Origin of the sequence: Priestia sp. FSL W8-0524 (genome assembly GCF_038005965.1) — a bacterium.
Lineage (GTDB): Bacteria > Bacillota > Bacilli > Bacillales > Bacillaceae_H > Priestia > Priestia zanthoxyli.
In genome coordinates this window covers 3844800-3863607 of the sequence record NZ_JBBOUG010000001.1, presented here as the reverse complement: position 1 = coordinate 3863607, position 18808 = coordinate 3844800, and the positions used below count along the sequence as shown (strand labels likewise).

The window sequence follows — 18808 nt, the reverse complement described above, 5'->3', positions numbered from 1 at the left end:
AAAGTCTATGCAAAAAAATGAGTTAACAGGAAAACAAAAAGCAGCCATTTTGCTGATTTCTCTTGGTCCGGATGTATCTGCTTCTATCTATAAACATCTCAGTGAAGATGAAATTGAACAATTAACTCTGGAAATTTCATCAGTGAGAAAAGTGGAACCTTCTCTAAAAGAAGCTGTGCTTCAAGAGTTTGAACAAATAACGCTTGCTCAAAACTACCTGGAAAAAGGAGGAGTAAGCTATGCAAAACAAGTGTTAGAAAAAGCACTTGGACCAGAGCAGGCGATGATGGTTATCAATCGCTTAACTTCTTCTTTGCAAGTTCGTCCGTTTGACTTTGCCAGAAAAGCTGATTCTACGCAGCTGTTGAATTTTATTCAACATGAGCACCCGCAGACGATTGCCCTTATTTTATCTTATTTAGAGCCTATACAGGCAGGGCAAATCTTATCATCCCTCCCTCAAGAAAGGCAAGCGGATATTGCAAGACGGATTGCAACGATGGGCAGTACGTCTCCGGAAGTCATTAATGAAGTGGAACAAATTTTAGAGAGAAAGCTTTCTGCTACTGTTACCCAAGATTACACCCAAACAGGTGGTTTAGAAGCCGTAGTTGAAGTATTAAATGGAGTGGACCGAGCGACTGAAAAAATCATTATTGATACGCTTGAAATTCAAGATCCAGCATTAGCAGAAGAAATTAAACAGCGAATGTTTGTATTCGAAGATGTCGTAACGCTTGATAACCGTTCTATTCAGCGTGTGATACGAGATGTAGAAAATGATGATTTATTATTGAGCTTAAAAGTAGCAAGTGAAGAAGTGAAATCTATCATTTTTAAAAATATGTCTAGCCGTATGGTGGGAACCTTTAAAGAAGAAATGGAATTTATGGGCCCTGTGCGTTTGAAAGATGTAGAGGAAGCCCAGTCACGTATCGTTGCTGCAATTAGACGTTTAGAAGATGCTGGTGAAATTGTAATAGCTCGAGGTGGAGGAGAAGATATTATTGTCTAATATCATTAAATCAACTTATACGAACAAACTGTCAGACAAAAACGCTAAGCACATTCAAGTCATTCCATTTGGTTTTCCGATACAAGCTGAGCTCATAGAAGAACATCTTCAGCAAGAAAATGCACAGCACGTTATTGAACAAGCGCAAAGTGAAGCTGAAATAATAAAGGCCGAGGCAGACGCTTACCGCAAACAAGCTCAAAACGAAGTTGAACGTTTGAAAAAGCAGTGGGAAGAAGAGAAGGTGCTGCTTTTTCAACAAGAACAAAAGCGAGGCTATGAAGAAGGATACGAAGAAGGGCTGCTTCAAGGAAAACAAGAGTATGAGCATGTATTAGCCATGTCGCGAAACATTGTTGACCAAACAAAGAATCAGTACTACGAATATATAAATCAATCTGAAGAAGTCATCTTTGAATTAGGTTTCACCTTAGCTGAAACGATTTTAAATGAGCAGCTTCAACGGAATGAATCATTCTTAACACTTGTTGCAAGGTCTTTAAAAGAAGTTAGAGAACATAAAGAAATCCAGCTTTTTGTTTCTCCGAAAAAATATGCATATGTATGTGAACATAAACGAGAACTGTTCGATTTATTGAATGGAGAAACCGGGTTATTTATTTATGCAGATGAAAACCTCCAAGAAATGGATTGTGTCATTGACTCCTCTTATGGACGCCTTGTTGCTTCTTTTGATAGTCAGTTAACGGAAATAAAGAAAAAATTAAAAGAACGTTTGTTAGAGGAGAGTAAACATGAAAGTCGCACAACTCATTCATGAAATCCCGCGCACATCTTCTTTTAAACGGTACGGGAAAGTCAGCCGAGTAGTAGGAATGATGATTGAATCTAAAGGACCTAGAACGTCAATAGGAGATGTTTGCTTTATTCATCTTAGTGAACGAGGAGATAAAATTCGTGCAGAAGTCGTTGGTTTTAACGGTGAGCACGTCGTTTTAATGCCTTATACGTCTGTTCGATATATCGGACCTGGCTGCCTAGTGGAAACGACAGAAAAACCTTTGCAGGTAAGCGTAGGGAAAGAGCTGATAGGCCAAGTGCTTGATTCGTTAGGTAACCCTTTAGATGGATCTGAACTTTCTCATTACTTACCTTCGGTGTTAACGGATCAAGACCCACCTAATCCCCTCGAGCGCCCGCCTATTGAACAGCCGATTGAAGTAGGCGTGCGAACGATTGATAGTTTGTTAACCGTAGGCCGAGGGCAGCGCATAGGTATTTTTGCAGGAAGCGGTGTTGGGAAAAGTACGCTGCTCGGGATGATTGCTCGTAATACAAAAGCAGATATCAATGTCATTGCCCTTGTAGGTGAGAGAGGAAGAGAAGTTAGAGAGTTTATTGAACGAGATCTTGGAGAGGAAGGGTTAAAGCGCTCCGTTGTAGTAGTTGCTACCTCGGATCAGCCTGCTCTACTTCGAATGAAAGCAGCATATACAGCTACTTCTATTGCTGAATATTTTCGAGATGAGGGGCTGAGCGTCATGATGATGATGGATTCTGTTACCCGTGTAGCAATGGCTCAAAGAGAAATTGGATTAGCCGTAGGTGAACCACCGACTACCAAAGGTTATACACCATCTGTTTTTGCTAGCTTGCCAAGGCTGCTTGAACGTACAGGAACTAATCAACATGGATCTATTACTGCTTTTTACACTGTATTAGTAGACGGTGATGATATGAACGAACCTATTTCGGATACGGTAAGAGGCATTATAGACGGACATATTGTACTAGACCGGGAGCTGGCCAATAAAGGTCAATATCCGGCCATCAATGTCTTAAAAAGCGTTAGTCGCGTGATGAACCATATCGTAAATGAACGGCATAAAGAAGCAGCTGAAAAACTGCGTTCATTAATGGCTACCTATGCTAATTCTGAAGACTTAATTAACATAGGTGCCTACAAAAGAGGATCTTCTGCTTACATTGATGAGGCCATCCACTATCATCCTGTCATTGATGAATTTTTAAAGCAAAAAACGAACGAACATCCGTCATTTGAAACAAGTGTAACAAAGCTCTGTGAACTGTTTGTGAAAGGTGAGTAAATATGGCATATGAATTTAGGTTATCTAAAATAATGGCAATCAAGTCAAATGAAAAAGATGAACTGCTATCTCAATATAATCAATCCTTGCAGCAGTTTGAAACAGCGGGTGAAAAGCTTTATAAAAAGTTAAAAGAAAAAGAAACGCTGATTGAACAGCATACGGGCAAAATGAAGCAAGGGCTCTCTATTTTAGAAATTACGTCATTTCAGCAGTTTTTAACAAGTGCCGAACGAGTGATTGAGAGGTTGCAACAAGAAGTCATGTTTGCAAGACAGCAAATGAACTTAAAGAAACTGAAGCTAGAAGAAAAAAATATTGAAGTAAAGAAGTATGAAAAATTAAAAAAGAGAGACTACGATTCTTATATAACCGCGGAAAAACAGTTAGAAGCGAAGCAAATGGATGAGCTGTCTTTACAGCAGTACATGCTGCATAGAAATTAGGTGAAAAACATGGCTAAACGAAAAGAATTAAGAGAAGAGTACGAAGAAGAAAACTATGAAGATGGGAAATCTTACAGTAAAAGCCAGGTGTTTTTATTTTTAATCTTTATTCCAGCGGTGTTCCTCATCTTGGCAGCTTACATTGTCCTGACACTTTTAGGCGTCAATATAAATGATAAGGTTTCTGCTGTTACACACGCCATTCCATTTGTATCAAGTGAGCAGTCACAAAAAAATGAAAATATTCAAGAAAGCAATGAAGAAATACAAAAGCAGGTTGAGAGCCTTCAAAAGAAGCTGAGCACGAAAGAAAAGCAAATTTCAGCCTATGAGAAAACGATCAGTACAAAAGATCGTCAAATGGATGAACTAAAAATTGAAATGCGCGATATGGAAGAAAAAGCCGATGACGAAGCGAAAAAACAAAAGAACAATCAGCTGGCGAAAAAAGATGTCATTGCTACCTATGAAAACATGTCTCCTAAAAATGCAGCGCTCATTTTTGCCGAATTAAAAGAAGACAAAGCGGTCGCGATGCTTAAGCAGTTCAAAGCAAGTACAAGAACGGCAATCTTAGAAAAAATGGATCCGAAAGTAGCTGCACGCTATACGACATTGTTAACAGATCAGATTGATGAATAAAAGCAGAGGTGAAAACAGTGGAAATTTCACTACGTCCAGCAGCTGCATCAAAGGTAAACTGCGATGAAAAAGCGGCTGTTATTCAGACTCAGGGTTTTTTTGAAGAAATCGTTCAACAGCTTCAGCAGCTAAATGCGCAACCTTTAGCGAGCCGGGAGAAATCATTGAATGAACAAGCGATAAATCAAGACGTCTTTAACGCGGTCGGGTTAATTGCGATTCAGTTAAGCGAAGCAGAATATGAAGGAGATGAACCGTCTGTCTTATACGAACATCTAGCCGAGATGATCAGTAGTATTCCAAGTAGTCTAGATTTGGAACAGCCGCTTCTAAAGCTGCAGCACGTGTTAACAGAAATGCAGCAGGAACCTGTTTCATCTAAAACAGACAGTCAAGAACAATATTTGTCTTCTATTTCTAGCTTGTTGACTATATGCAAAAACACGTCGTCTGCGTTTCAAACAGAGTTTGCTCAGCTGATGGAAGAACTACAAAAACCGCAGCTACAGTCAGTGAAGCTTTCAGATTCGCAGCTTCAAGGCTTGCGGAAAGCTGCTGTTGAAAAAATAGAGAAAATTCATAAACAACCACGTGTATTAACCGATACCTTACATGAAAAGCGCTCAGCTGGTTTTTTCGCCGTTGTTCATTCAACTTCAAAAAATTCTCTAAAAGATATGAGCGCTGTTCGTAAAGAAGAAAAAGGGCCGCTATTTAATCAGCTTCCATGGAAAAAAGATGTGGTTTTAGGTAACCCAAGTATAGATAGTGAAAGTTCTTTCACTGCTAAAACAGCCGGGTTGACGTTAAAAAATAACCCATCAGCTTTTGGAGCTGGAGAAATGCTTAAGATCCAAGAGTTTTCTATTGATCTAGGGCAAGCAAACTCTGATCATCAACAGTCTGACGATCTGGTAAATGAGCTGCAAAAAATATGGAGTAAAGCTTCGATCAGTACTGAAGAAGGAGCATCTAAGCTTTCCATTAAATTGTTTCCAAAGCAGCTAGGGACGATTTCGATTGAAGTGCTTCAACAAGACAATGAAACAATTGCGCAGGTTGTGGTAACGTCAGCGAAAACAAAAGAGCTGTTAAATTCCAACCTTTTCAGTTTACGACAAGCTCTTGCGTCTCAACGCGTAGCGGTTGATCAAGTGGATGCGGCCGGCGTTCAAGCAGCTCCAGAAAGTTCTGTAACAGAGATGAATGCTTTTGGTAAAGAAGAAAAAGAGCCGCAGTTTTCTATTGATTTAAGCCAAGCAAAATCAGACTATCAGCAGTCTAGGGATTTGGTAAATAATCTGGAGAAAATATGGAGTGAAACTTCCATCAGTATTGAAGAAGGAGCATCCAAGCTTTCCATTCAGTTATTTCCAAAGCAGCTAGGGACGATTTCAATTGAAGTGTTTCAACAAGACAATGAAACGGTTGCACAAGTAGCTGTATCGTCAGCGAAAACAAAAGAGCTGTTAAATGCCAACTTTTTCAGATTACGACAAGCTCTCACGTCTCAGCATGTATCCGTTGATGAAGTGGATGTGGCTACTGTTCAAGCAGCTCCAAAAAGTTCAGTAACAGATATGACTGCTTTTGGTAAAGAAGAAAAAAGGCCGCAGTTTTCTATTGATTTAGGGAAAGCGAAATCAGATTATGAACAGTCTAGCGATCTGGTAAACAAGCTGGAGAAAATATGGAGTAAAGCTTCGAGTGGTTCTGAAGAGGGAGTATCCAAGCTTTCCATTCAGCTATTTCCAAAGAAGCTAGAGACAATATCAATTGAAGTGCTTCAACAAGACGATGAAACGATTGCGCAGGTTGTGGTAATGTCAGCGAAAACAAAAGAGCTGTTAGATGCCAATCTTTTCAGATTACGGCAAGCTCTCGGGTCTCAGCACGTATTGGTTGATCAAGTGGATATGGACGCTGTTCATACAGCTTCAGAAAGTTCTGTGAAAAACACGAACACTTTTTCTAAAGAAGAAAAAGTACCGTTTTTTAATCAGCTTCCATGGAAAAAAGACGTGGTTGTACGCAGCGAGAGTATAAATACAGATAGCTCTTTAAAAAATAGCGAAAGTTCGGCAGGTACAAACCCAACCGGAGCGACAGTAGAGAACCAGCCATCGTCCGTTGGAAGTGGAGAAATGCCTAAGCTTCAGCAGTTCTCTATTTACCTAGGGCAAGCAAAATCAGACTATCAGCAGTCTAGCAATTTAGTAAACGAGCTTGAAAAAATATGGAGTAAAGCCTCTTTCAGTACTAAAGAGGGAACATCCAAGCTTCTCATTAAGTTATTTCCCAAACAGCTAGGTGCGATTTCAATTGAAATGCTTCAGAAAGACAGCGAAACGGTTGCGCGAATTGTCGTATCGTCAGTAAAAACAAAAGAGTTATTGGACTCCAATCTTTCAACTTTGCGGCATGGTCTCGCGTCTCAGCATGTATCCATTGATAAAATCGATGTGCTGCTGTCAGAACAAGCGATGTCATATAACAATGAAAATGATCAGCCAAAAGAAAGACAGGAAAAAGAGGCGTTTAAAAAAGAAGAGGAAGATCAAGATGCACGACAATTGGAAGAATCGTCTTCCTTTCTATCTTCTTTTGAAGAGGCACTCATTAACTACAACGTGTAGGTGATAACAATGACAAATGAAATTACGTCTGACTTATATTTAAGCAACAAAAACACGCAGGTAAAACAGACGGGAAACAGCTCGCTTGGCAAAGATGACTTTTTGAAGCTTTTGATTGCTCAGCTTCAAAATCAAGATCCAATGAATCCAATGGAAGACAAAGACTTTATTGCTCAAATGGCTCAGTTTTCATCCCTTGAACAAATGACAAATATGAGCACATCGCTCAATACGTTTGTAACGCAGTCTCAGGCTTCTCCTATTTTAAAAGGAAGCGAATTAATTGGTAAAACCGCTGCATGGTTAGATGAAGAAGGAAATAAAAAGCAAGGAGTCATTTCAACAGCATCCGTCAAAAACAATGAGGTATCGTTTACGATCAACGATGAAAATCATACGGTACTTTCGCTAGACGATATTTTAGAAGTAAGCAGTTAACCAACCAAATTTAAGGAGTGATTTTATGTTACGTTCGATGTATTCAGGAATCAGCGGCATGAAAAATTTTCAAACCAAATTAGATGTCCTAGGAAATAACATTGCCAATGTTAATACATACGGCTATAAAAAAGGACGTACAACGTTTCAAGATTTAGTAAGTCAGCAGGTAGCAGGAGCTACGGCACCGGGAGCTAACCGTGGAGGTGTTAACGCTAAACAAATTGGGTTAGGATCGCAAATTGGCACAATCGATACAATTCATACGGCAGGAAGCATTCAGTCAACGGGACGTCCGCTCGATGTTGCTATTTCTGGAGACGGCTATTTTGTGGTAAGTGATGGAACATCAGACTATTACACAAGAGCGGGGAATTTTTATTTGGATCGAGATGGTAATTTAGTAACTGGTGAAGGGTTATTTGTACAGTCATCTGCTGGAGGAAATATTAACATACCTTCAACAAGTAAAAGCTACAGCATTGGAGCTGATGGAACAGTTAACATCATAGATCAGGATGGAAATATAACTGGTGGTACACCAACAATTGGAATAGCTAAATTTGCAAATAACGAAGGTCTCGAAAAATCAGGAGGAAATTTATTTGCGCAAAGCGTAAACTCAGGTGCTCCTTTAGTGGGAACCCCAACACAGAACGGCACGGGAACGCTAGTCTCAAGCGCTCTTGAAATGTCTAACGTTGATTTATCGGAAGAGTTCACGGAAATGATTGTGGCGCAGCGTGGATTTCAAGCGAATACAAGAATTATCACAACATCCGATGAGATTCTACAGGAATTAGTGAATCTAAAACGATAGGTAGGGGGAAGGAGTAACGAGTACTCCGGTAAATCATGATTACTTTAACAAAGCTAAACGGTAAAACATTTACGTTAAATGCTCTATATATTGAGCAGGTTGAGGCATTTCCTGATACGACGATTACGCTAACGAATAATAAAAAGCTGGTGGTAAAGGATTCGGTTGAAGAAGTGAACGAGAAAGTGACGCGTTATTATCAGCGAATTAACGTATTAGGGCTGCAGCAAACGACGGAGGAATAAAGCGTGTTTAAAAATAAGCTAATTAGTAAGATGATTATTATTCTACTTTCTCTTACTTTAATAGGAAGCATTGCGGTTATTGTCACCTTGAAGTATACAGATCAGGCAAGCACTCAAAAAGGTCCATCTATTGATGATGTAATTAAGACTTCTGTAGATGTAACGGATATTAAAACAAATTTAAAAAGCAACAACTATATCAGCATTTCTTTCAAAATTCAAATGGATAGTAAAAAAGCAGCGGAAGAGCTTCAAAAAAGAGATTTCCAAGTAAAAGATATTATTATTAACCAGCTGTCAGATATGAGTGGGGAAGATTTTGAAGGAACGCAAGGGCTCAATACGTTAGAGACGAATATTGCAAAGCAAATTGATCAGCTAATGGAAAGCGGACACGTTGTTAGAGTTTATACGACGTCTAAAGTGTTGCAGTAAAGAAGCAAGGAGGGAAGCTAGTGGCTGGGGATGTATTGTCACAAAATGAAATTGACGCGCTGTTATCGGCGTTATCAACTGGAGAGATGAATGCGGATGAATTAAAAAATGAAAATAAAAAACAGCGCATTCGTACATATGATTTTAAACGGGCGCTGCGTTTTTCAAAAGATCAAATTCGCAGTTTGACACGAATTCATGAGAATTACGCGCGCATGCTGACCACTGTCTTTTCGGCGCAGCTTCGAAACGTTGTACAAGTGTCCGTTGTATCGGTGGATCAAATTCCATATGAGGAGTTTATCCGTTCTGTTCCGAAAGTAACCATCTTAAATGTGATAGCTGTCCCTCCTTTAGAGGGGCATATCATTATGGAAGTCAATCCGAACATTGCCTATGCGATGCTTGACCGCTTGCTTGGAGGACAAGGCGAGAGCAGTGAGAAAATTAGTAACTTAACGGAAATTGAAACGAGCTTGATTCGAAACTTTTTAGATAAAACGTTAGAAAGTATGAGAGAAGCTTGGAGCTCTATTGCGGAAATTGAGCCTGAAACATCAGAGTTTGAAGTGAATCCTCAGTTTTTACAGGTGATTTCACCAAATGAAATTGTCATTGTCATTTCATTAAACGTTCAAATTGGAGATGAAACAGGCATGATTAATCTGTGTATTCCGCACGTTACGCTTGAGCCTATTGTCTCCAAACTGTCCGTTCATTATTGGATGCAATCTTCGAAAAAAGAACCTAATGTAGAAGAGATTGAGCAGCTGAAGAACCAAATTAATGATGCGGAGCTGCAGGTTGTAGCTGAGCTAGGAAAGGCAGATATTTCTATTGAAGATTTCCTAGCATTGGATGTAGGAGATGTCATCCGACTGCAGACAAGCGTTCAAGACCCGTTAAGTATTTACGTCGGAGAACAACCTAAATTTGTTGCACAGCCTGGAAGAGTCAGTCGAAAAGTCGCTGTGCAAATTCTAGATGATGTTAAGAGGAGGAACTAAAGGAATGAACGATGACATGCTTTCGCAAGATGAAATTGATGCGTTGTTAAAAGGAACTTCTTCACTTGACGAGCCTTCGGAGACGAACAAGTCAAGTGAAGTAGACGATTACTTTACGGAAATGGAAAAAGACGCGCTCGGCGAAATTGGAAATATTTCGTTTGGAAGTTCAGCAACAGCGCTATCGGCTTTATTAAATCAAAAAGTCGATATCACAACGCCATTTGTATCGCTTGTACATAAAGAAGAGCTGACGGACGAATTTCCCAACCCTCATGTCGCTGTCCAAGTTCAGTATACAGAAGGTTTTTCTGGTACGAACTTGTTGGTCATTAAACATGAAGATGCAGCTGTTATTTCAGATTTAATGCTTGGCGGAACTGGAGAGAATCCGACGGAAATCATGGATGAAATTAAGCTGAGTGCAGTGCAGGAAGCAATGAATCAAATGATGGGGTCTGCAGCGACATCTATGTCTACGGTATTTCAAAAGAAAATAGATATTTCTCCGCCGAGCCTAGATATTTTAAATATGGAAAAAGGGGAAGGAACAGAGCTGATTCCACAAGATGATATTTTTGTGAAAGTTTCTTTTAATTTAAAGGTAGGCACATTAATTGATTCGAACATTATGCAGCTTCTATCTTTGCCTTTTGCCAAGAGTTTGGTTGAAGAGCTCTTAGTTCCAAGCGCTGAAAATACGGCAGCTTCGATTGACAAAGAACCAGATTTTAATGAGAAGCAAACACAATCGCAAGCAGCTGAATATGTACAGCACCAAGAAACGCAGCAGGCAGAATCTGTTCATACACCCGTCGATGTGCAGCCCGCATCGTTTGCGGAGTTTGAGCATATGACCTCTGCTAAAGGGGATTCGCGAAATTTAGAAATGCTGCTTGATATACCGCTTCAAGTTACCGTGGAGCTTGGAAGAACGAAGCGAACGGTCCAAGAGATTTTAGCTTTATCTTCTGGTTCAATTATTGAACTTGATAAACTGGCAGGTGAACCGGTAGATATTTTAATTAATAGCAAATTAATTGCAAAAGGTGAAGTGGTCGTGATTGACGAGAACTTCGGCGTTCGCGTAACGGATATTATCAGTCAAAGAGATCGTATTCATAAACTAAAATAATGATTTTGGAGGAGTAGAGATGGGAAACCGAATTTTAATTGTAGATGATGCTGCGTTTATGCGCATGATGATCAAAGATATTTTAACAAAAAATGGATATGAAGTGGTGGCGGAAGCTGCAGACGGCCAGCAGGCTGTGGAGTTATTTAAAGAGCATGCACCAGATCTTGTCACAATGGATATTACCATGCCTGAAATGGATGGAATTACGGCTTTAAAAGAAATTAAAAGCATAAAAAATGATGCTAAAGTGATTATGTGTTCAGCGATGGGCCAGCAGGCGATGGTCATTGATGCTATTCAAGCAGGGGCAAAAGATTTTATCGTTAAGCCGTTTCAAGCAGATCGTGTATTAGAGGCAATTTCAAAAGCAATTGGATAAACAACAGATTGGCGGGTCTTTCCCGCTAATCTTACACTACGTAGAAGTAAGAGGTGGCAGACATTGCTGCGAAAGTTTGTAATTGCCGCACTGGTGGCAAGCATATTAACAGGATTAAATCAAATCGCCTATGCAGAAAGTGGATCTCCATCAGTAAAAGAATGTTTGGAGAACAAGGCAAAGTGTTCGAAGGGTGAGAGTACTAAATCAAAAGAAAAAAAGGAACTTCAAGAGACGCCCACCCTTTCCGCTGGGGATATTGTAAAGATGGTACTGGCGTTTTTACTGGTAATTGGGCTGCTTTTTGCGCTCTTGAAATTTGTAAATAAAAAAGGAAGAATGCTTCAAAAAAATAAAGTAGTACAAAACTTAGGCGGTACAAATGTTGGGAGCAGCAAGTCGGTGCAAGTGGTAAAAGTTGGAGAACAGCTTTTTGTCATTGGAGTCGGCGAAAATGTGCAGCTTCTTTCAGAAATTACGGGGCAGGAGAAACAGCAGCTGCTCACGCAGTATGAGGAACAACAAAGACACGAAGGCGAATACAAAGTGGTACTACCGTCCTTTTTAGAAAAATTAACTTCTAAAAAAGAAGAGAAATCTAGTCATTCTTTTCAACAGCTTTTTCAGAGAGAAATGAATGAAATGAAAACAAAAAGGCAAAACGTACTCAAAGAGTTAGAAAGGAACAAAAAGAACGATGAATGAAGTGATGAATCTCTTTAACTCGAGCAGTCCTACAAATATTTCAACGTCTGTCCAGCTTTTGTTGCTGCTGACGGTGTTTTCGGTCGCTCCGGGAATTTTAATCATGATGACTTGCTTTACACGTATCGTCATTGTGCTTTCGTTTGTACGTACATCGCTCGGGACACAGCAAATGCCTCCTAACCAAGTATTAGTTGGTTTATCGCTGTTTTTAACGTTTTTTATTATGGCACCAACTTTTTCTCAGGTAAATGACCAGGCTCTTCAGCCGCTGTTAAAAGAAAAAATTACGTTAAATCAAGCCTATGAAAAAGCAGCGGAGCCGATGAAAGAATTTATGAGTGCTCATACAAGACAAAAAGATTTAGCTCTTTTTTTAGAATATGCGGATATCGATAAACCATCATCTGTTAAAGATATTCCCTTAACAGCGCTCGTACCAGCCTATGCGATCAGTGAGCTAAAGACAGCATTTCAAATTGGATTTATGATTTTTATTCCTTTTCTCATTATCGATATGATTATAGCAAGCGTGCTGATGTCTATGGGGATGATGATGCTTCCTCCCGTTATGATTTCCCTCCCGTTTAAAATTTTACTGTTTGTGCTAGTGGACGGTTGGAATTTAGTTATTAAATCGTTATTAATAAGTTTTCAATAGGTGATAGACAATGAATGGAGAATTTGTCATTTCGTTAGCAGAAAAAGGCGTGTATACGATCTTGATTGTATCCGGTCCTTTGTTACTGCTGGCCCTGGTAGTTGGGCTCATTATTAGTATTTTTCAAGCAACTACTCAAATTCAAGAGCAAACTCTTGCGTTTGTTCCTAAGATTGTGGCGGTGTTAGTCGGAATTGTATTTTTTGGTCCGTGGATGTTATCAAAAATGATTTCATTTACATATGAAATTCTTTCAAATCTGTATCGGTACGTAGGATAGCTATGAGTCAGTTAATTTTATCTTATCCAGCGTTTTTATTAGTACTAGTGAGGGTAACGTCTTTTTTTGTCACGGTTCCGCTATTTTCATATAAAACGATTCCGACAGTTCATAAGGTAGGTTTATCTGCCGCTCTATCCGTCGTTATTGCGACAACGATTGATTTACCCGTCGTTTCGCTGGATGCACAGTTTTTACTTTTAGTATTAAAAGAATGTGCTGTTGGCTTGTTTATTGGTTTGACTGCGTATCTATTTATTATGGCTATTCAAATTGCCGGAGGCCTTATTGATTTTCAAATTGGATTTGCTATTGCTAACGTAATCGATCCACAGACAGGTGCCCAAAGCCCAATACTAGGTCAATATTTATATGTATTTGCTCTTCTATTTTTATTATCGACCAACGGACATCATTTATTAATAGACGGCATTTATAATAGTTATTTAATTATTCCGTTAGACAAAGTCGTATTTCCCGTGGGAAGCCAAGCATTTGCTACACACGTCATGACTGTTTTTACAACGATGTTTTTAATTGCTGTTCAAATGTCTTTACCCTTGGTTGGTTCACTATTTTTAGTGGATATCGCACTTGGAGTCGTTGCAAGAACTGTTCCGCAGTTAAATATTTTCGTAGTGGGATTTCCAGTGAAAATCATTGTCGCCTTTATTTTGCTGATTGTTGTGATGGGGAGCATGTTTTATATGATGCAAATCATATTTGAACAAATGATAGAAGCGATGCGCACAATGATTCGCGTATTAGGAGGGGTGTAGCTTTGTTTTTAGTAAAAGTCGATTTGCAATTTTTCGCAGGAGAAAAAACGGAAAAAGCTACACCGAAAAAAAGACAAGACTCTAGAAAAAAAGGTCAAGTAGCTAAAAGTCAAGACGTTACAACTTCGCTCATCCTTTTAATGGTTTTTCTTTATTTTTTATTTGGAGCCAAACAATTTTTACAGCAAATGATGAAATTGTTAAGAGAAGCTTTTCAAACGTATATGCTTGAAGAAGTGACGACAGAACGCGTATTTGCAATGTTTACACATCTTCTTCCTTCAATAGCTCTTGCAGCAGGTCCTGTTATGCTTGCAGCATTTGTTGCTGCGCTCGGAGCGAATTATATGCAGGTTGGCATTCTTTTTTCTACGGAATCACTTCAGCCTAAGTTAGAAAAGATTAACCCTATTAGCGGAGCCAAACGAATTTTTGCCATGAGAGCGCTGGTAGAACTAATCAAGTCAACGCTGAAAATTATGTGTATCGGAGCCGTAACGTTTTTTATTTTATGGATTCACATAGAAGATGTATTAAATTTATCTCAAAAAAGTATAGGGGACTCGCTGGTTGTTTTATCTAAACTGGTTTTTCAAATGGGACTTGCAGCCTCGCTTATGCTTTTATTTTTATCGCTGCTTGATTATTTGTACCAAAAATTTGATTTTGAAAAAAATATTCGAATGTCAAAGCAAGATATCAAAGATGAGCATAAAAACATTGAAGGAGATCCTCTAATTAAATCAAAAATCAAGCAAAAGCAACGAGAGATGGCAATGTCTCGCATGATGCAAGAAGTTCCAAAAGCAGATGTTGTTATTACAAACCCAACTCATTATGCCATTGCTCTAAAATACGATGAAGAAAAAATGGATGCTCCCTATGTTGTAGCTAGTGGCGTAGATTTCATTGCTCAGAAGATTAAAGGAATTGCCAAAAGTCATGAAATCATCATGGTAGAAAATCGCCCGCTAGCAAGAGCACTTTTTGATCAAACCAAAGTAGGAGATGCGGTGCCGGAAGAATTTTTTAAAGCGGTCGCTGAAATATTAGCTTACGTATACCGCATTCAAAATAAAATGTAACGTTACGCTATTGTAAGGAGAGAAAAATTAATGTCTGCAAGAGAACTGCCCGTTGTTATAGGTGTTGTACTTATTATCGTTATGCTTGTGATTCCTTTACCCTCATGGTTATTAAGTATTTTAATCATGATAAACATTTCTCTTGCGCTGCTTGTCCTTCTTGTTTCCATGAATATGAAAGAACCTTTAGAGCTATCGGTGTTTCCATCTTTGCTACTGGTGCTTACACTGTTTCGATTAGGTTTGAACGTTTCGACAACACGTTCAATTTTAGGAACAGGAGAAGCAGGCGGAGTGGTTGAAACATTTGGACATTTCGTTATTGGAGGCAACCCTTTAGTAGGCTTTGTTGTCTTCGCTATTTTAATTATCATTCAGTTTATCGTGATTACAAAAGGAGCGGAGCGTGTGTCTGAAGTAGCCGCACGTTTCACATTGGATGCGATGCCGGGTAAGCAAATGAGCATTGATGCAGACTTAAATGCAGGTATGATTTCAGAAAAACAAGCAATTGACCGCCGTGAAAAAATTCAGCGCGAAGCAGATTTTTACGGAGCAATGGATGGAGCTAGTAAATTTGTCAAAGGTGATGCCATTGCAGGGATTGTCATTACCCTTATTAACATCTTGTTTGGAATTATTATCGGCATGCTGCAAATGGGAATGTCCATCACTGAAGCATCCCAAACGTTTACTTTGTTAACAGTAGGCGATGGATTAGTGAGTCAAATTCCAGCCCTCATGATTTCAACAGCGACGGGAATTATCGTCACGAGAGCTGCTTCAACAGGCAATTTGAGCGAAGATATTACACGGCAGCTGTTTGCTTTTCCCGTTATGCTTTATGTAACTGGAGGAACAATTGCCGCTCTTGGTTTAATCACGCCAATTAATGATGTCATTACAATGCCTATTGCTATTTTATTAGGTGTGGGAGGCTATTATTTGTCTCAGGCTAAAAATCAGGCGGTTCGTGAAGAAATGGCCCCTACTGAAGAAGAGCTAGAAGACAATGAAATGAAAAGTCCAGAGAGTGTTGTCAATCTATTAAGCGTTGATCCGATTGAATTTGAATTTGGGTATGCATTAATTCCGCTTGCTGATACGAATCAAGGAGGCGATTTACTCGATCGAATTGTTATGATTAGGCGCCAGCTGGCACTTGAGCTAGGATTAGTCATTCCAGTTGTTCGTATCAGAGATAACATTCAGCTTCAGCCCAACGAATACTGTCTTAAAATAAAGGGCAATGAAGTGGCGAAAGGGGAGCTGCTGCTCGATCACTACTTAGCAATCAGTCCCGGAATGGATGATGAGTTGATTGAAGGAATTGATACGTTAGAACCAGCTTTTAAAATGCCTGCGAAATGGATTAGCGAGTCGGTGAAGGAGCAGGCTGAGATGTTTGGGTATACCGTTGTGGACCCACCGTCGGTTGTGTCTACGCACATAACAGAAGTTATAAAATCGTATGCGCATGAGCTGATTGGAAGGCAGGAGACAAAGCAACTAATTGATCACACAAAAGAAACGTATCCTATTTTAATTGAGGAAGTAACGCCTAATCCGCTTTCCGTTGGAGACATTCAAAGGGTACTGGCAAAACTTTTAAAAGAGAGCGTCTCAATTCGAAATTTACCCATTATTTTTGAGGTGCTGGCCGACTACGGAAAAATGACGTCAGACACCGATTTGTTAACTGAATATGTCAGGCAAGGACTTGCAAGGCAAATTACCAGTCAATATACGGTCCAAGAAGGTCTGCTTCGAGTTCTTACCCTTTCAGGAAAAGTTGAAAAAACGATGGCGGAAGCTGTTCAACAAACGGAGCATGGGAACTATTTATCACTAGACCCTAACGTTTCACAAGCTATTGTGGAAAGTATAGCTAAGCAAATAGAAACACTTTCTTTTCAAGAACAGTCTCCAATTGTGTTATGTTCTCCTGCAGTGAGGATGTACGTGCGTCAAATCACTGAGCGGTATTTTCCTCATATGGCGGTTTTATCATATAACGAGTTAGAAGCAAATGTTGAAGTTCAAAGTGTTGGAGTGGTGGATATCTGATGAAAGTAAAAAAATATGTAGTAGAATCTATGCCGCAAGCTATGAAAGCCATTCGTTCAGATTTAGGTGAGGAAGCGGTTATTTTACATTCGAAACAAATTCGAACAGGAGGTTTTCTTGGCTTATTTACTAAGGCGAAAATAGAAGTATTGGCAGCTGTCGATCCCGTAGAAAAGCTGAGCGTAAAGAAGAACTCAGCGCCGCCAGAACCCAGTATGGAAGATAATCAATCTTTTATGAAGCAGCAGCTCAGTGAGTTAAATACTCTTGTCTCACAAATGAGTCAAATGCCAAAGGTTTCTTCAGGTTCATATCCAAAAGTAGTGGAAGATGTGCTTGCTTATTTGCGTTTGCAAGAAATAGACGAAGCTATTTTAGAAAACTTGGAGGCTCCTATGCTAGAGTACTACTACTTACATCGCCCTAACTCAAACCAACTCATGAAGTGGACGAAAAACTGGTTTACCAATCAGTTTAAAGCAAGTGAATGGAGCGGTCCTTTCAAAAAATATGTAAGTGTAGTAGGGCCAACAGGTGTCGGTAAAACAACCACTCTTGCTAAATTGGCTGCAAAGTGTGTCCTAGAACAAAATCAAAAAATAGCATTTATCACAACGGACACCTATAGAATTTCAGCGATTGAGCAGCTCAAGACGTACGCTTCGATCTTAAATGCGCCTTTAACGATTTGCTATAACGGAGAAGATTTTAAAAAAGCTTTGCTGGAAACAAAAGCATACGATGTGATTTTTATTGACACAGCAGGCCGTAACTTTTTAGAACCGCAATATGTAAATGATTTAAAGAAAATTATTACGTTTCAAGAAGATTTGCAAACGTTTCTTGTTCTAGCACTAACGTCAAAAGCATCAGATATGAAAGCTATATATGAACGTTTTGCTAGTCTCCCTGTTGATCAACTGATTTTTACGAAGCGAGATGAAACAATTCACAAAGGCTCGCTTTTAAATATGTTGTATCGTTACGGCCAACGAGCTGCTTTTACAACAAACGGGCAGGATGTACCAGAAGATGTTTCGTCATTTAAAATAGAAGAGTTTATCGACGATGTGTTTGGAGATTGGGAAGATGAATGATCAAGCAGCAGTTTTAAGAGAAAAAGTGTTAAAGAAACATCAAAACTCTTTAAGAAATTGTAAAACGATAGCCGTGTTAAGCGGAAAAGGAGGAGTTGGAAAGTCGAATCTATCATTAAACTTATCTCTTGCGCTAACGAAGCAAAAGCAAAGAGTTCTTCTTTTTGACATGGATATAGGGATGGGAAATATTGATATTTTGATTGGACAAACTGCTTCCTATACGATGGTTGATTTGCTAGAAAAAAAGCTTTCCATCCAGCAAATTATTAAAAAAGGTCCTGAAGATTTAGCTTATGTGGCTGGTGGAACGGGAATTTCCTCTGTATTTGAATGGTCTCCATCGGACCTTGCTCATTTAATACAAGAATTGAGTTCTTTGACAAATCAATACGATTACATGATTTTTGATATGGGAGCGGGCATGTCAGAGAGTGTGCTTAAGTTTTTAAAAGCTGTAGATGAAATGATCGTGGTCACAACACCCGAACCTACATCTATCACAGATGCTTACGCTGCTATTAAGCTAGCAGCTTCCTATTCTGTATCAGCACCGGTTCGTCTTATTATTAACAAAACGCTTTCTGACAAAGAAGGAAATGAGACGTATGAACGATTTAACCGAGCTGTTCAGCAGTTTTTGAACATATCTATTTCTCTATTAGGTATTGTGCCAAACGATCAAGCTGTCCAGAAAGCGGTCAATCGCCAAATGCCTTTTTTGCTTCAAAACCCAACATCTAAAGCAAGTGTATCACTAATAGAAATGGTGAATATTCTTATTCCTCAAGACAATAGGATAACGGCTAAAAACGAGGGAATGTTTATTCGGCGCCTCAAACGATTTTTTCTTGAAAGGTAGGA

21 protein-coding genes are annotated in these 18808 nt (G+C 39.3%); all 21 read left to right on the top strand.

Features of this window, described 5'->3' with window-relative positions:
• Positions 1-7 precede the first annotated feature (7 nt).
• The 21 genes from fliG (at position 8) to NST66_RS20115 (ending at position 18806) form a co-directional block, all read left to right on the top strand.
• Positions 8-1015, top strand: coding sequence for a flagellar motor switch protein FliG (fliG, locus tag NST66_RS20215; protein WP_340843778.1), 1008 nt, complete (start codon positions 8-10; stop codon positions 1013-1015).
• On the top strand, positions 1008-1796 hold the full coding sequence (gene fliH, locus NST66_RS20210; RefSeq protein WP_340843671.1) for a flagellar assembly protein FliH: 789 nt from the start codon (positions 1008-1010) through the stop codon (positions 1794-1796). The genes fliG and fliH overlap by 8 nt, the downstream gene beginning before the upstream one ends.
• Positions 1771-3084: a flagellar protein export ATPase FliI gene (gene fliI, locus NST66_RS20205; protein ID WP_340843670.1), complete on the top strand. Its 1314-nt coding sequence runs from the start codon at positions 1771-1773 to the stop codon at positions 3082-3084. The genes fliH and fliI overlap by 26 nt, the downstream gene beginning before the upstream one ends.
• Positions 3085-3086: 2 nt before the next feature.
• Entirely contained in the window at positions 3087-3530 is a 444-nt protein-coding gene (fliJ, locus tag NST66_RS20200; RefSeq protein WP_013058874.1) for a flagellar export protein FliJ, read from the top strand.
• A 9-nt stretch (positions 3531-3539) separates the two neighbouring features.
• A complete protein-coding gene (locus NST66_RS20195) occupies positions 3540-4172 on the top strand; it encodes a MotE family protein (protein ID WP_033579781.1) in 633 nt (210 codons plus the stop codon).
• Between the two features lie 17 nt (positions 4173-4189).
• Entirely contained in the window at positions 4190-6808 is a 2619-nt protein-coding gene (locus NST66_RS20190) for a flagellar hook-length control protein FliK (protein ID WP_340843669.1), read from the top strand.
• 9 nt (positions 6809-6817) lie between these two features.
• On the top strand, positions 6818-7246 hold the full coding sequence (gene flgD, locus NST66_RS20185) for a flagellar hook assembly protein FlgD (protein ID WP_340843668.1): 429 nt from the start codon (positions 6818-6820) through the stop codon (positions 7244-7246).
• A 25-nt stretch (positions 7247-7271) separates the two neighbouring features.
• Complete coding sequence (flgG, locus tag NST66_RS20180; protein ID WP_340843667.1) at positions 7272-8066, top strand: flagellar basal body rod protein FlgG; 795 nt, start codon at positions 7272-7274, stop codon at positions 8064-8066.
• 35 nt (positions 8067-8101) lie between these two features.
• Positions 8102-8311, top strand: a complete 210-nt coding sequence (locus NST66_RS20175) for a flagellar FlbD family protein (RefSeq protein ID WP_221779301.1) — start codon at positions 8102-8104, stop codon at positions 8309-8311.
• 3 nt (positions 8312-8314) lie between these two features.
• On the top strand, positions 8315-8746 hold the full coding sequence (gene fliL / locus NST66_RS20170; protein WP_221779300.1) for a flagellar basal body-associated protein FliL: 432 nt from the start codon (positions 8315-8317) through the stop codon (positions 8744-8746).
• A 20-nt stretch (positions 8747-8766) separates the two neighbouring features.
• Complete coding sequence (fliM, locus tag NST66_RS20165) at positions 8767-9753, top strand: flagellar motor switch protein FliM (protein ID WP_221779299.1); 987 nt, start codon at positions 8767-8769, stop codon at positions 9751-9753.
• A 4-nt stretch (positions 9754-9757) separates the two neighbouring features.
• Entirely contained in the window at positions 9758-10888 is a 1131-nt protein-coding gene (fliY, locus tag NST66_RS20160; RefSeq protein WP_340843666.1) for a flagellar motor switch phosphatase FliY, read from the top strand.
• 19 nt (positions 10889-10907) lie between these two features.
• Positions 10908-11270: a response regulator gene (locus tag NST66_RS20155; protein ID WP_310877788.1), complete on the top strand. Its 363-nt coding sequence runs from the start codon at positions 10908-10910 to the stop codon at positions 11268-11270.
• A gap of 63 nt (positions 11271-11333) precedes the next feature.
• Positions 11334-11975, top strand: a complete 642-nt coding sequence (locus NST66_RS20150; protein ID WP_340843665.1) for a flagellar biosynthetic protein FliO — start codon at positions 11334-11336, stop codon at positions 11973-11975.
• Complete coding sequence (fliP, locus tag NST66_RS20145; RefSeq protein ID WP_221779296.1) at positions 11968-12636, top strand: flagellar type III secretion system pore protein FliP; 669 nt, start codon at positions 11968-11970, stop codon at positions 12634-12636. Before NST66_RS20150 ends, fliP begins: the two co-directional genes overlap by 8 nt.
• Positions 12637-12646: 10 nt before the next feature.
• Positions 12647-12916 carry a flagellar biosynthesis protein FliQ gene (gene fliQ / locus NST66_RS20140; protein ID WP_221779295.1) on the top strand — a complete coding sequence of 90 codons (270 nt, stop codon included), beginning with the start codon at positions 12647-12649 and terminating at the stop codon, positions 12914-12916.
• 2 nt (positions 12917-12918) lie between these two features.
• Positions 12919-13695, top strand: a complete 777-nt coding sequence (gene fliR / locus NST66_RS20135; protein WP_221779294.1) for a flagellar biosynthetic protein FliR — start codon at positions 12919-12921, stop codon at positions 13693-13695.
• A gap of 2 nt (positions 13696-13697) precedes the next feature.
• Entirely contained in the window at positions 13698-14780 is a 1083-nt protein-coding gene (gene flhB, locus NST66_RS20130) for a flagellar biosynthesis protein FlhB (protein ID WP_310877785.1), read from the top strand.
• A gap of 30 nt (positions 14781-14810) precedes the next feature.
• Positions 14811-16847, top strand: a complete 2037-nt coding sequence (gene flhA, locus NST66_RS20125; RefSeq protein WP_310877784.1) for a flagellar biosynthesis protein FlhA — start codon at positions 14811-14813, stop codon at positions 16845-16847.
• Positions 16847-17944, top strand: a complete 1098-nt coding sequence (gene flhF, locus NST66_RS20120; protein WP_310877783.1) for a flagellar biosynthesis protein FlhF — start codon at positions 16847-16849, stop codon at positions 17942-17944. The genes flhA and flhF overlap by 1 nt, the downstream gene beginning before the upstream one ends.
• Entirely contained in the window at positions 17937-18806 is an 870-nt protein-coding gene (locus NST66_RS20115; RefSeq protein WP_028411415.1) for a MinD/ParA family protein, read from the top strand. Before flhF ends, NST66_RS20115 begins: the two co-directional genes overlap by 8 nt.
• Positions 18807-18808: the final 2 nt, after the last annotated feature.

What these genes read in the sequence shown, in the direction of transcription:
- fliG (WP_340843778.1), top strand. Translation starts at nt 8, where the DNA reads ATGCAAAAAAATGAGTTAACAGGAAAACAAAAAGCAGCCATTTTGCTG.
- fliI (WP_340843670.1), top strand. Translation starts at nt 1,771, where the DNA reads ATGAAAGTCGCACAACTCATTCATGAAATCCCGCGCACATCTTCTTTT.
- fliJ (WP_013058874.1), top strand. Translation starts at nt 3,087, where the DNA reads ATGGCATATGAATTTAGGTTATCTAAAATAATGGCAATCAAGTCAAAT.
- NST66_RS20195 (WP_033579781.1), top strand. Translation starts at nt 3,540, where the DNA reads ATGGCTAAACGAAAAGAATTAAGAGAAGAGTACGAAGAAGAAAACTAT.
- flgD (WP_340843668.1), top strand. Translation starts at nt 6,818, where the DNA reads ATGACAAATGAAATTACGTCTGACTTATATTTAAGCAACAAAAACACG.
- flgG (WP_340843667.1), top strand. Translation starts at nt 7,272, where the DNA reads ATGTTACGTTCGATGTATTCAGGAATCAGCGGCATGAAAAATTTTCAA.
- NST66_RS20175 (WP_221779301.1), top strand. Translation starts at nt 8,102, where the DNA reads ATGATTACTTTAACAAAGCTAAACGGTAAAACATTTACGTTAAATGCT.
- fliY (WP_340843666.1), top strand. Translation starts at nt 9,758, where the DNA reads ATGAACGATGACATGCTTTCGCAAGATGAAATTGATGCGTTGTTAAAA.
- NST66_RS20155 (WP_310877788.1), top strand. Translation starts at nt 10,908, where the DNA reads ATGGGAAACCGAATTTTAATTGTAGATGATGCTGCGTTTATGCGCATG.
- fliP (WP_221779296.1), top strand. Translation starts at nt 11,968, where the DNA reads ATGAATGAAGTGATGAATCTCTTTAACTCGAGCAGTCCTACAAATATT.
- fliQ (WP_221779295.1), top strand. Translation starts at nt 12,647, where the DNA reads ATGAATGGAGAATTTGTCATTTCGTTAGCAGAAAAAGGCGTGTATACG.
- fliR (WP_221779294.1), top strand. Translation starts at nt 12,919, where the DNA reads ATGAGTCAGTTAATTTTATCTTATCCAGCGTTTTTATTAGTACTAGTG.
- flhA (WP_310877784.1), top strand. Translation starts at nt 14,811, where the DNA reads ATGTCTGCAAGAGAACTGCCCGTTGTTATAGGTGTTGTACTTATTATC.
- flhF (WP_310877783.1), top strand. Translation starts at nt 16,847, where the DNA reads ATGAAAGTAAAAAAATATGTAGTAGAATCTATGCCGCAAGCTATGAAA.
- NST66_RS20115 (WP_028411415.1), top strand. Translation starts at nt 17,937, where the DNA reads ATGAATGATCAAGCAGCAGTTTTAAGAGAAAAAGTGTTAAAGAAACAT.